This window comes from Bradyrhizobium sp. CSA112 (assembly GCF_029051645.1).
GTDB lineage: Bacteria > Pseudomonadota > Alphaproteobacteria > Rhizobiales > Xanthobacteraceae > Bradyrhizobium.
Genome location: NZ_JAACFS010000046.1, coordinates 20,652 through 32,528, shown reverse-complemented (window position 1 = coordinate 32,528; position 11,877 = coordinate 20,652). Strand labels below are relative to the sequence as shown.

General features: G+C 61.2%; 11 protein-coding genes. 7 read left to right on the top strand and 4 right to left on the bottom strand.

Annotation, left to right across the window (positions count from 1 at the left end; all coding sequences use genetic code 11):
- Positions 1–22 precede the first annotated feature (22 nt).
- The 3 genes from GWE18_RS38010 to GWE18_RS38000 form a co-directional block, all read right to left on the bottom strand.
- The gene (locus GWE18_RS38010; protein WP_275190700.1) at positions 23–811 is read right to left on the bottom strand and encodes an FkbM family methyltransferase; all 789 of its coding nucleotides are present in this window, start codon (positions 809–811) and stop codon (positions 23–25) included.
- 78 nt (positions 812–889) lie between these two features.
- The gene (locus GWE18_RS38005) at positions 890–2,323 is read right to left on the bottom strand and encodes a mannose-1-phosphate guanylyltransferase/mannose-6-phosphate isomerase (protein ID WP_275190712.1); all 1,434 of its coding nucleotides are present in this window, start codon (positions 2,321–2,323) and stop codon (positions 890–892) included.
- Positions 2,324–2,376: 53 nt separating this feature from the next.
- Positions 2,377–3,141: a sugar transferase gene (locus GWE18_RS38000; protein WP_275190699.1), complete on the bottom strand. Its 765-nt coding sequence runs from the start codon at positions 3,139–3,141 to the stop codon at positions 2,377–2,379.
- Positions 3,142–3,690: 549 nt separating this feature from the next.
- Here GWE18_RS38000 and GWE18_RS37995 point away from each other — a divergent pair.
- Complete coding sequence (locus GWE18_RS37995; RefSeq protein ID WP_275190698.1) at positions 3,691–3,843, top strand: hypothetical protein; 153 nt, start codon at positions 3,691–3,693, stop codon at positions 3,841–3,843.
- A gap of 84 nt (positions 3,844–3,927) precedes the next feature.
- Positions 3,928–4,659 (top strand): metallophosphoesterase family protein, encoded by a 732-nt coding sequence (locus GWE18_RS37990; RefSeq protein ID WP_275190697.1) that lies wholly within the window; start codon positions 3,928–3,930, stop codon positions 4,657–4,659.
- Here the strand turns inward: GWE18_RS37990 and GWE18_RS37985 are convergent.
- Entirely contained in the window at positions 4,569–4,772 is a 204-nt protein-coding gene (locus GWE18_RS37985; RefSeq protein WP_275190715.1) for a hypothetical protein, read from the bottom strand. The two genes, GWE18_RS37990 and GWE18_RS37985, sit on opposite strands and share 91 nt — an antisense overlap.
- A gap of 12 nt (positions 4,773–4,784) precedes the next feature.
- On the opposite strand from GWE18_RS37985, the gene GWE18_RS37980 reads away from it, so the two are divergent.
- The 5 genes from GWE18_RS37980 to GWE18_RS37960 all read left to right on the top strand — a co-directional run bounded on the left by GWE18_RS37980 (position 4,785) and on the right by GWE18_RS37960 (position 11,841).
- A complete protein-coding gene (locus GWE18_RS37980; RefSeq protein WP_057854326.1) occupies positions 4,785–5,372 on the top strand; it encodes a polysaccharide biosynthesis/export family protein in 588 nt (195 codons plus the stop codon).
- Between the two features lie 297 nt (positions 5,373–5,669).
- Positions 5,670–7,097 (top strand): outer membrane beta-barrel protein, encoded by a 1,428-nt coding sequence (locus GWE18_RS37975; protein ID WP_275190696.1) that lies wholly within the window; start codon positions 5,670–5,672, stop codon positions 7,095–7,097.
- Positions 7,078–9,390 (top strand): AAA family ATPase, encoded by a 2,313-nt coding sequence (locus GWE18_RS37970; RefSeq protein WP_275190695.1) that lies wholly within the window; start codon positions 7,078–7,080, stop codon positions 9,388–9,390. The genes GWE18_RS37975 and GWE18_RS37970 overlap by 20 nt, the downstream gene beginning before the upstream one ends.
- Complete coding sequence (locus GWE18_RS37965) at positions 9,387–10,787, top strand: VpsF family polysaccharide biosynthesis protein (protein ID WP_275190694.1); 1,401 nt, start codon at positions 9,387–9,389, stop codon at positions 10,785–10,787. The genes GWE18_RS37970 and GWE18_RS37965 overlap by 4 nt, the downstream gene beginning before the upstream one ends.
- 19 nt (positions 10,788–10,806) lie before the next feature.
- A complete protein-coding gene (locus tag GWE18_RS37960; RefSeq protein ID WP_275190693.1) occupies positions 10,807–11,841 on the top strand; it encodes a glycosyltransferase family 4 protein in 1,035 nt (344 codons plus the stop codon).
- The last annotated feature ends 36 nt before the right edge of the window (positions 11,842–11,877 follow it).

The window sequence follows — 11,877 nt, the reverse complement described above, 5'->3', positions numbered from 1 at the left end:
GAGATGGAGATGAAACGACGCGCTAGCTGCTCAGTATCGATTCACCATCGAGATGACGGGGGAAGAAAAAGAAGTTGTTGACGTAGAACTGCCCGTCCTTGCGGCCGCCGTCCGGTCGCAAGGCGTCCGCATCCTGGAGCCTCCGCGAATCGAACTGTTCCACGGCAATCACTTCATTGTCTTTCAGGAAGAACCCCCGATAGGACTTGTTACGGAAGAACTCGAACACCAGGCGTGTCGCCTCGGCGCGATGACGGTCTTCCGCCTCCACCAGGAATACCGGCTGGCAACGCTCCAGAAGTTCGACGGCGCCGTTCAGGACGTTCAACTCGTGGCCTTCGACGTCGATCTTCACGAACGCCACGTCCTGATTGATGACCGCGTCGAGCCGCGCGATCGGCACATGGGCAGAGACTAACCTGGCCGACGAATCGGTTCGTGCCTCCAGCGAGGCAAGGCCATAAACCAGGCCATCGTCGCTCTGCGGGATGTATAACTCAGCATCACCGTCGTGATCCGACAGCGCGATCTCGTGGACGCTCACATTCCGCGCCGAGGTTCGGCGCAACAGCCTGGCCATCTGCTGTGAAGGCTCGAAGGCATGGACCTGCCGGGAAAGGCGCGCCAGCCGCCGCGTGTAAAGGCCGCAGTTTGCGCCGACATCGACCGTCACCGCGTCATCGGGAATGACCTTTTCGAGATAGGACAATTCCCGCTCCGCCGACTTGGGTCGCCGCATGAAATGCCATTGCAGCCATACCGAAGGAAACGCATCTTTCACCAGCTCTTTGACCTGTTGTTTTGCGTTCATTGCCGCCTCCCTTCGTGTCGCACGAAAATCCCGACGTGCGTCGTCCTCGATGCGGTTTCTGCCTCCCCCAGCCGCACCTCAGACGCGGTCATAAATATCCTGAACACGGACGATGTCGTCCTCCCCGAGATAGGAGCCGGACTGGACCTCGATCAGATTGAGAGGAACCTTTCCGGGATTCTCAAGACGATGCATGCATCCCAAGGGCACGAAGATCGACTCGTTCTCGCGCAGCAGGATTTCCTCGTCGTCGCGCGTGACGATCGCGGTGCCGTTCACCACGACCCAATGTTCGGCGCGATGATAATGTTTTTGCAGCGACAGCTTGGCGCCGGGATTGACGGTAATTCGCTTGACCTGAAACCGTTCGCCGGCGTGGATCGACTGATAGTATCCCCAGGGGCGATGGACGCTGTGGGTCTGGGTCGCCGACCGATGGCCGTTTGCCTTCAGACGCTCGACCAGTTTTCCAACATCCTGGTCGCGCTTCCGACTGGTCACCAGCACCACATCAGGCGAAGTGGCGATGACGAGATCCTCGACCCCGAGCGCCGCGACCAGTTGCCCGTCGCCTCTGACGTAGCAGCCCGAGGTATCTTCCATCACCGCATCGCCAATCACCACATTGCCCGACTGATCCTTTTCCGCCATCGACCACAACGCCGACCAGCTTCCGACATCGCTCCAGTCGAACGTGGCGGGAACGACCACCGCATTGTCGGTCTTTTCCATGATCGCGTAGTCCATCGAGATGGACGGGCAGGCTTCGAAAGCCCGCTCGTCGAGGCGAAGGAAATCGAGATCGCGCGTTGCGCCGGTGAGCGCCTTGCGGCAGGCGGCGAGAACATCCGGCGCCCGATGCGCCAATTCGTCGATGAACTGGCGCGCCGGCAATAGAAATATCCCGCTGTTCCAGACATGCTCGTCGCACGCCAGCAGGCGCTCGACCGTCACTAGGTCCGGCTTCTCGACAAAGCTTGCAACATTGCGAATGGGGGAAGCGGCTTCCAGCTCGTCGCCCATCCGGATATAGCCGAACCCGGTCGCCGCCGATAAAGGCCGAACGCCGAACAGGACGAAGCGACCGTACCGCGCTGCCGTGACGCCCGTCGATATCGCGGCGCGAAACGCGGCGTGATCGCGCACCCAGTGGTCGACCGGCATCGCCAGTATCACGGCATCGGGATCGCTCTCGCTGGCGAGCAATGCGGCAACCGCGACAGCGGGAGCGGTATTCCTTCCGAACGGTTCGAGCACGATGGTCGGACGATCGACGCCGACCGCGCGCAACTGCTCGCCGATCGCAAAGCGATGCTCGGCGTTGGCGATCACCATCGGTTCGTCAAACAGCGAGCGATCGTCGACCCGCAGTGCCGTTTGCTGCAGCAAGGTGTTTTCGCCGAGCAGCGAGAGCAATTGCTTGGGATAGGTCTCGCGCGACAGCGGCCACAGCCGCGAGCCTGCGCCGCCTGACAGGAGAACGGGCACAATACGGCCGCGCGGTTCGATCATCGCCATTGCATGGTCCTTGGATCCTTCTTGCGATATTTTGACGTTGCGGATGATCAGAAGCCGCTTCCCGACAGGAATTCCTTGCGGATCGTGCGGATGATGATCATGATATCCAGGCGCATCGACCATCTCTCGATGTAGTGGAGATCGTAATCGATCCGCGAAATCGCAGGCCCGGACTGGGCAGTGCTTCCCCTGCAGCCGCTGACCTGCGCGAGCCCGGTGATTCCCGGCCGCGCCGTATGGCGCTGAAAATAAAATGGTACGAGGTCTTCGTAGGGCAGGTCCGCCGCCAGCATTCCCGGCACATGCGGCCGAGGCCCGACCAGCGACATGTCGCCCTTGATCACGTTGATCAGTTGCGGAATTTCGTCGAGGCTGGTCTTTCGCAAAATTCGCCCCACGCGCGTCACGCGCGCGTCGCCCTCGACTGTCTGCCTTATGCCCCGCACGTCGCCCGCGTCGTTGCGCATGGTGCGAAACTTGTAGATCTTGAAGCGGCGGTTTCGATAACCGTACCGGTATTGATAGAACAGCACCGGGCCCGGCGACGTCGCCTTTATCGCCACTGCAATCGCGATCAGGAGAGGGGCGAAGAACAACATTGCGCCGCTTGCCGCAGCGATATCGAAGATCCGCTTTGCAATCGACGACGACGGCTCAGTCCGCGCGACACGGCGCGAACGCCGGCGGCCTCGATACGCACCATACGTACCGCCGCCGGCAAACTCGACAGGACGGACCGATATCTGCGTTCGCTCTCTTCGAATCGGCGTGACGTTGTTCCGATCGAAGTTGGCTGTCACAATCGAGGCCATGACTCTCCTCTCTGCTGGAATCGGATGGTGACCGAGGAATGCTCAAGTTGCTCGGACAGAGCATGACGATTCCGCAGCAGCGAATGTCAGCCCTTTCGCAGTCGCTAAGACTTTCCAGAATCTTGAGCGAAATTTGGCGCGAAAGCGAAAATGTCGCTCACGACGCCGGAACTGAGTCCGTCGCGCAATTTGTGCGACGCGATATTTCGTTTTGTTCGGAGGCGCTTAGTTTCGATTTGCCCGGTTAATGAGCTGCGTGTGAATCGACGCTGCTATGCATTAGCGAAAATCGCGGAACAAAATCCATTGTCCGGTTCTCGACATTTCGATCGAACAAATGCAGCGCGCTGCACGGGCAACAAATGACCGTCACGTCGTTGTTTTGAACGAGGATTGTTTATCGAACGCAGCGATACGCCGCAGCCTGACGGCAGACACAATGGTTAACGCGCACGAGCTGGTGCTGTCATCGCAAGGCTGCGGAAGAAAATAGAGGCGGCAGCGATTCGCGAGCCGTCCACTTCACGGAACAATTCCGGGGAGGCGCCCATGATGGCCGAACGTCTGCATAGCCGCGCGCTGGTGCATCACGACAAATTGTCGAGATCGTCGCCCGACCGCAGGCTGAGGAACCGTATTCTGGTCGGCAACGCGATTGCGTGGATCACGATCGCAGTTCTGATCCGTCTAATCTTTTTCTAGAGGCTGCCCGTCGGCTTCTAGAGGCTGCCCCTCGGCGCATCATGGATTGACCGCCGCGCGGTTCCATGATCGACATCTTAAATCATGCACCGATCCGCGGCACCTTCGCGCTCCGTTAACGCATCAGCGCCGGCCGATACGCGCATCTATGCGGTCGGTGACATCCACGGTCGGGCCGACCTGTTGAGCGAGATCACGGCGCGTATCGATGACGACATCCAACGCAGACCGATCGCGCGCACGGTCGAAGTCTATCTCGGCGACTACATCGATCGCGGCCCGCACTCCAGGACGGTGATCGACCTGCTCGCGGTCCGGCTCGTCGCCAATCGCGCGGTGTGTCTGCGCGGCAACCACGAAGCTGTGATGGAAGGGTTCCTTCAGGACCCGGCCATCCTGAAATATTGGCAGCCATTGGGCGGCATGCAGACGCTTGCATCCTACGGCATCGAGCTGCGCGACGAGACCGAGACGGCTCTCGACCTGCATCGGCGCTTCCTTGATGCGTTTCCGCGTGCACACGAATTGTTCATGCAGTGCTTGTGCAATCAGTTCAGTTGCGGTGATTTCTCGTTCGTGCATGCCGGCATTCGCCCGGGAATCCCGATCGCGCAACAGGATGTTAACGATCTGATTTGGATTCGGAACGAGTTCCTCGAGTCCACACGTGATCACGAAAGATTCATCGTGCACGGTCACACGCCGGTGCCCCATCCGGATATCCGTCATAACCGAATCAACATCGACACTTGTGCATGGCGGACGGGAACCTTGACCTGCATCGCGATCGAAGGATCGGCGATCCTGTTCTTGTGACACGCGTGAAATGACTTGTGATTGCGTGCGCGCATCTTGGGCAGATGGAACTCCCGCATACATTCTTTCGCCTTGTTTGCTTCTTTATCATCGGCGGCTGTACGTGCACTCACGGAGATGCAGCCATGCAGCAACGGTCGTCCAGCGCCGGCCTGACGCTTCACTTTCTTCTTTTCGTCCTTGCGATCGCCGGCATCAGTGCCGGTCTTTCAGTTCAAACCTCTGCACAAACGCCTCCCTCCGCATCATCTGCGGAGGGTTACATTCTTGGCCCGAACGACCGAATCAGGCTGAAGGTCTACGGCGAGCCTGACATCACCGGAGAGTATGAAATCAACAATAACGGTCAGGTTTCGATTCCGCTCGCGGGCCACATCAAGGCTGCAGGCGCGACGACGCGACAACTCGAAAAGTCGATCGCATCCGCGCTCGCAAAGGGAATCGTGCGCGATCCCCGCGTGAACGTCGAGATCGCGCAGTATCGCCCGTATTACATCCTCGGCGAGGTCAAGAAGAGCGGCGAGTACCCGTATCGTCATGGGCTCACCGTGCTGGATGCGGTGGCGAGCGCCGGCGGATTCACCTATCGGGCAAACGAGAACAAGGTCTTTCTGCGCCGGGCAGGCGCCGGCACGGAAGAGACCTACCCTCTCGACGCGCCCGTTCCGGTTTTTCCGGGCGACAACATTCGGGTTCCGGAGCGCTACTTCTAGCATCGTGGAACTGCAGATGAGGTGATGCGCTCGCGCGGTGGATGACGGCGTTTGTGTTGCGCTGTCGTCACAATCGGCGTTTTGCAATGCGAAATATTTTGCGATGCGAGGAAAACTTTTTCCGGCAAGGCGCGTTGCAAGCGAGCGCATCACTTCAATCTCACAATTCAACACCTTGCGCCCGCGTACCCGAGTATGAGGCCTGCCTTTCTTATGCGCAGTCGACGATCATTTTCTGAGCGATGGGCTTCGCCCGTTAAGTGTTCGCCGCCTTCGCGCTCCCGCAAGGGATGGGTGATGGGATTCGAGTTTGCACTTGCATGGACGAATGCGTCCGAAAGAAGCGGAGAACGATCGCGTTCCATACGCGTATCCGGCCGGCGCCACTTCAACCTCTTGCCGGCGCCGGCCGCTGCAATCCTGCTGGGTCTCGGATCGTCGGCGCATGCGCAGGCGATCCCGTGGACCAGCGGAGAATTCGCCTCACCCTGGAACGCACAGAAGATCTTTGAGCCGTCATCGCTGCCAGACAGGACCGACCCAGAAACCCGCGAAGAGATACCGCCCGAGGACATGCCGGTGAAGAAGCGACAACACCCTGGCTATGAACCCATCGGTATTCGCTCCGGCTCCTGGATGTTCAACCCGTCGCTGACCGCCGGTACCTTTTACGACAGCAACGTCTTTGCGTCGAACACCGCGCCCCGTTCCGATATCGCGGCGGTGATCGAGCCGACGCTGCGCGCGCATTCGCTATGGGGGCGGCATGGCGTCGATCTGAAGCTGGATGCGCAGTCGACGACCTATAGCCAGTTTTCGAGCCTGAACCAGACCAATGCCAGCCTGAAGGGCAATGGCTGGCTGGACATTACGAAAGACACGATGCTGCTGGGCAGCTTTCAGATCGCACATCTGAACGAAGGCGTCGGCACGCTCACTTCCCCCGCTAACGCCATATCGCCGACACCATACAATCTGATGTCCGGCGACGTCACGCTGCGCAAGGAATTCAACCGGCTGACGACCTCGGTCGGCTTCCGTACCGATTCCTACGACTACGGATCGACGCGCGCGCAGGACGGCACCATCATCAACCAGGACGCCCGCGACGGACAGATCTACGCGCTGCACAGCCGGATCGACTATGCGATTTCTTCCACGCTCGGCTGGTTCGGCGGCGTGGAAGGCAATCAGCGTGACATCCGGGGGACGCCGGGCCACACGCTGGACTCGCAAGGCTATCGCGCGCTGACCGGCGTCACCGTCGGCTTGAGCAATCTGGTGACCGGCGAGTTCGGCGCCGGCTATGTCCAGCAGCGCTTCGACGATCCGTCGATCGGCAACATCGAGGGTCCTTCCTACCGCGCGCGGCTGACGTGGCGGCCCACCCGTCTGCTCGACGTGCATTTCAATGCCGAGCAGCTCGTGACGCAGACCACCGACACCAGCGCCACCGGCGTGCTCGCCAATGCAGTCCAACTCGGCCTCGATTACGAACTGCGACGCAACATCATCGTGTCGCTCGCAGGCGGTTACGAGAACGACAAGTTCTTCGGTCAGCTCCGCAAGGACAACGTGCTCACATCGGACACCCGCGTCAAATATCTCGTCAATCGCTTCGCGGCCGTGTCCGCCTACTACCGCTACACCAAGCGCGACAGTGACGTCCCCGTCTTCAGCTTCGACAAACACCTGGTAGGCATGAATGTTACAGCGCAATTCTGACCTGCCCTATGTGATCCCCGACGAGCCTCAAAGCCGTCCAGCCGAAGGCTGGCAGTATCCGACCGTCGATTTGCGCGAGATGGGCCGCATCCTGCGCCGCCGCTACAAGATGGCGCTGCTGCCGGCTGTCGCGCTGCTTGGCCTGGCGGTGATCTATTTGTTGTTCACCACCACGCTATATACGGCGACGTCGACCGTGCTGGTCGATCCGCGCCGCGCCAATGTCGTCGAGACCAACCAATCCGTGCTGTCGAACTTCGGCACGGACGATGCGACCATCGAAAGCCAGACGCTGCTGATCCAGTCGGTTGCGATACTGGTGCGCGTCGTCGGCAAGCTGAAGCTGACGGACGATGCGGAGTTCAGACCAAAACCCGGCCTCCTCGATCCGATCAAGGGGCTGTTCCGCAGCAATGGGCCGAGCGACGGCGCCAGTCCCGAGGACGCCGCCAAGTCGCGATCGGTGGAAATCCTTCAGAGACGGATGAAGGTCACACGACAGGGCACGACCTTCCTCGTCGACATCGCCGTCAATTCGGAATCGCCGCAGAAAGCCGCCACCATCGCCAACGCGATAGCCGACGCGTATTTCGACGAGCAGGTTCGCGCCAAATACGAGGCTACGCGCATTGCCGCGAATTGGCTCAACGGCCAGATCGACGACTTGAAATCGCGGGTCGTCGCCTCCGAAAAGGCGGTCGAGGACTATCGTTCCGCCAACAATTTGATGGTCTCGCAAGGCGTCACGCTCAACGACCAGCAGATCACCGACCTCAACAACAAGCTGATCGCCGCGCGCGTGCAAACGGCGGAGGCACGGGCCAAATACGAGCAGGTCCAGGACATTGCCAAATCGGGCGGCGATCCCGGCGGCATCAATGCGGCCATTTCCTCCGAAATGATCACGAAGCTGCGTACCCAGTTCGCCGACATCGCCAAGAACGAAGCTGACCTGTCGAGCAAATATGGCGCGCGTCATCCTCTCGTCGCCAACGTCCGGGCCCAACGGCGCGACACCCAGAAGCTGATCAACGAAGAAATCCGGCGAATACTGGAGAGCACGAAGCACGACTACGACGTCTCGCGTTCACGCGAAGCGTCGCTGCAGCAAAGTCTCGACCAGCTTCAAGGCGTATCCACTTCCTCAAGCCAGGCGCAGGTGCGCCTACGCGAACTGCAGCGCGAGGCCGAGGCCAACCGCACGCAATATGAATCCTATCTGGCGCGCTCCAAGGAGACGACGGCGCAAGAGAGCCTGGAGATGCCGGACTCCCGGATCGTGACCAAGGCCAGCATTCCGATCAGGCCGTCATCGCCCAAGACGATGCTGATCCTCGGCCTTGCCGTGATGCTCGGCCTCGGCGCAGGAAGCGTGCTGGCGTTTCTCGCCGACTATCTCGACGGCCGCGTGAAGACACTCGAACAGGCCGAAGCCATTTCGGGCGTGCCCGCGCTTGCCGCGGTTCCGTTGATCGGCGCGCGGGAGCTGGCCGGCCTTGCCCGGCGCGGTCGCCGCGAACTCGACCGCTATGACCCGAAGACCACGAAACTGTTGCCGCCGGCGCTGCAGCCGCCCTTGACGCGCTACGCGATCGACGAGCCCGGCACGTTTTTTGCGGAAGCGATCCGTGCCGTTCGCCTCGCGCTGCAACGCACGATGCGATCGCAGCCGGTGAAGGTCGTACAGGTCACCTCCGCGCTCGACAGCGAGGGCAAAACCACGCTTGCCATCAACCTCGCGCAGTCGCTGGCCATGCTCGGCATCCGAACGCTCCTCATCGATGGCGACCTCCGCAACCCGCAAGTGACCCGCGCACTCTGTCCGCGCGCCGATGCCGGACTGTTGGAAGTGGCGATCGGCCAGACCGCGCCGGAGCACGCCATTCTGGTGGATCGCAGCACCGGACTATCGATTCTGCCGTCTACCCCCATCAAGGAGGTCGAATTCATCACGGAGCTGATGTTCTCCGATCGGATCGTCGACGTTCTCGATCACTTCCGTCACCGCTACGAGTTGATCGTGATCGACTCGCCGCCGCTGGTGCCCCTGGTCGATGGCCGCGCCCTCGCCGAACTGGCCGATCGCATCATTCTGGCGCTGGCGTGGGACCAGACTCCGGGCGAGGTGCTGTCCCATGCCATGGACCTGCTGGCCCCGGTCCGCGACCGGGTCATGGGATCGGTGTTGACTCGCGTCGATCTCAGCCGCCTGCAGTTCTATGACTATTACCGCAGCTCGGCCTACCTCAAGCCGTACGGCGCCGCGAGCCTCCATGCCGGAGCAGCGCGGTGAGAGCGCGCGGACCGTTGAACGGATCGACCGGCGTTGCCCAGGCGCATCGTCGCCCCCTTGCATTGGCGGCGCCGCGGCCGGCTTCCCATGCGCGCGGGCGCATCACCAATGCCGACGCGTTCATCGAGCAGATCGCGGCCTGCCTGATGCTGCTGGCTGTGATGGCAACGTTCACGATCTCGTCCTCCGTCCTGACCAACTTCAAAATCCACTATTTGACGGCGGGCGGAAACTTCTACGAAAAGCTGCACCCGGCGACCTATTTCACGCTGCTCGCATTCTCCTTCCTGCTGATACGCAGCCGCGGTCCGATCGGCGAGATCAACCGGATGTTCTCCGAATCGAAGCTGCTGCTGGCGTATCTGCTCTGCTGGCTGTTTCTGCTGATCCAGGTGTTTGTGCTCGAACGCCCGTTCACGGTGATCATCGACACGTTTCTGCTGCCGATCCTGATCGCGATGGTGATGTGGCAGTTGCCGGGCGCGCAAAAGCGCGCGCTGGTCTGGGCCATTCACCTGACGATCCTCCTGAACGTCGTGCTCGGATATTATGAATATTTCTCCGGCCACCGGCTGATCCCGTTGACACTCGGTGACGTCCTGGTGGCGGGAGAATGGCGCTCTGCGGCGCTGCTGGGCCACCCGCTCACGGCATCCGGCGTCGTTGGCGCCTACGTGCTGGCGCTGGTGCTTCGTCCGGCGATCTGTCCGCCGCTGCTGGTGCGGCTGCCGCTGATCGCTTTCTGCCTGGGATCGCTGATGGCCTTTGGCGGCCGAACCTCGCTGGTCACGGTGCTGGCGATGATCGGGCTGGTCGGAGGCTTTGAGGCGTTCCGCCTGATGCGGGGCAGGCGAATGCCGCTTCCCGCGGCAATTCTCGCAATCTGCGTGCTGTTTGCTGCAGGCGCCATCATATTCGCCGCGCTCGACCTCGGCATTTTCGACAAGATGCTGCTGCGCTTCTCCTCGGACAAAGGCAGCGCGCTGGCGCGCTTCGCCACCTTCAACCTGCTCTCGCATTTCGATTGGCATGAGCTGATCCTCGGCCCCAACCCGGTTCGGGTGAATGCGTTGCAGGCGCAGCTCGGCCTCAACTACGGCATCGAGAATTTCTGGATCGCCTCCATCGTTCAGTTCGGCCTCGTCCACACCATTGTTCTGACGATCGGGCTGGTCTGCTTCTTCGTCGAATTGCTGCGCCGTTCGAGCGGCGCAGTATGGGCAATTGTGCTGCTGATCGTCGTCATCGCCGCCAGTTCGGTGAGCTTCTCGTCGAAGAACATTCAGCTCGCGCAGTTCGTAATCCTCATTTCGGTCTTGCTGCCGCGCGAGCAGCGGCGCGTTGCCGCGCCCCAGCACGTCCGCAACCCTGTCAGCTACCGGTCAGTTCCGGCATAACTTTGGGATTCTCTTTCGCATGACCATCTATGTCGACAACACCCATCTCGGACGTCACGTCACCGGCCTCGAACGCATCACGCTTGAGCTGTTCTCCGCGGCGGCGCTTGCGCCGCTCGATGTCGTGCCGGTGAAGGCGCAGGGGCTTCGCCAGATGCTGACGACGCAGACCCTGGGTTTGCCGATGCGGCTCGCCGCTTCGTCCTCTATCCTGCTGTGTCCCGGCTTTCCGCCGAGTCCGCTGCTGCGGCCGTTCGCTTCGCGGGTGATCCCCTATATCCACGATGATTTTCTGATCACGCGGCGCGCCGAGCTCAACATGCGGGCCCGGCTCTATATGGCGGGGCCGTTCAAGTTCGCGCTGCGTCACTATCCGCGCTTTCTGGCCAATTCCGGCGATACGAAGCGGAAACTTGCCGCGCATTGCCGCCCCGACGCGGAAGTGACGCTCTATCGGCCCTCCGTCCGCAACGTATTTGGCCTGGACCCTGACGCGCGCACTGAACGGAGCGCACAGCCCCGCCCCCTTCGGCTGATCGCGCTGGGCACCGTAGAGCCGCGCAAGAATTTCCGCGCGGCGGCGAAAATCCTCGACGCGCTGCGCATGCAGGGATTTCCGGAAGCGACGCTGGATATCGTCGGAAGGCCGGGATGGGGTAACGACTGGCAAGCCCTCGAGACCTGCCCCGGAGTCACCTTGCACGGATATCAGCCGGCAGACGAGGTCCGTCGGCTGCTTGACGCCGCCGATATGTTCATCTGCACCTCTCATGACGAAGGCCTGGGGTTGCCCCTTCTGGAAGCGCAGTATGCCGGCCTTCCGATTGTCGCGCCCGATGCCGCCATTTTCCGCGAGGTGCTCGGCGAATCCGGCATCCACATCGATACCGCCAATCCCGCGTCTGCGGCCGCGCGGATCGCGGCGGCGCTATCGAACGAGGACTGGCGCTCCCGATACGTGATGCAGGCGGAGCAGAATCTGGAACGCTGGAACGATCTGGCAAGCAGCGACCGCGAAGCGGTCATCAGCCTGATCGCCCGTCTTGCCGCCTGACATCAGCCCTTCCAGGAAATTCGAGTCCGGAGTACC

Bases quoted from the DNA above. Each gene is read 5' to 3' on its own strand.
- GWE18_RS38010 (WP_275190700.1), bottom strand. From the start codon at position 811: ATGAACGCAAAACAACAGGTCAAAGAGCTGGTGAAAGATGCGTTTCCT.
- GWE18_RS38005 (WP_275190712.1), bottom strand. From the start codon at position 2,323: ATGATCGAACCGCGCGGCCGTATTGTGCCCGTTCTCCTGTCAGGCGGC.
- GWE18_RS38000 (WP_275190699.1), bottom strand. From the start codon at position 3,141: ATGGCCTCGATTGTGACAGCCAACTTCGATCGGAACAACGTCACGCCG.
- GWE18_RS37995 (WP_275190698.1), top strand. From the start codon at position 3,691: ATGATGGCCGAACGTCTGCATAGCCGCGCGCTGGTGCATCACGACAAA.
- GWE18_RS37990 (WP_275190697.1), top strand. From the start codon at position 3,928: ATGCACCGATCCGCGGCACCTTCGCGCTCCGTTAACGCATCAGCGCCG.
- GWE18_RS37980 (WP_057854326.1), top strand. From the start codon at position 4,785: ATGCAGCAACGGTCGTCCAGCGCCGGCCTGACGCTTCACTTTCTTCTT.
- GWE18_RS37975 (WP_275190696.1), top strand. From the start codon at position 5,670: ATGGGATTCGAGTTTGCACTTGCATGGACGAATGCGTCCGAAAGAAGC.
- GWE18_RS37970 (WP_275190695.1), top strand. From the start codon at position 7,078: ATGTTACAGCGCAATTCTGACCTGCCCTATGTGATCCCCGACGAGCCT.
- GWE18_RS37960 (WP_275190693.1), top strand. From the start codon at position 10,807: ATGACCATCTATGTCGACAACACCCATCTCGGACGTCACGTCACCGGC.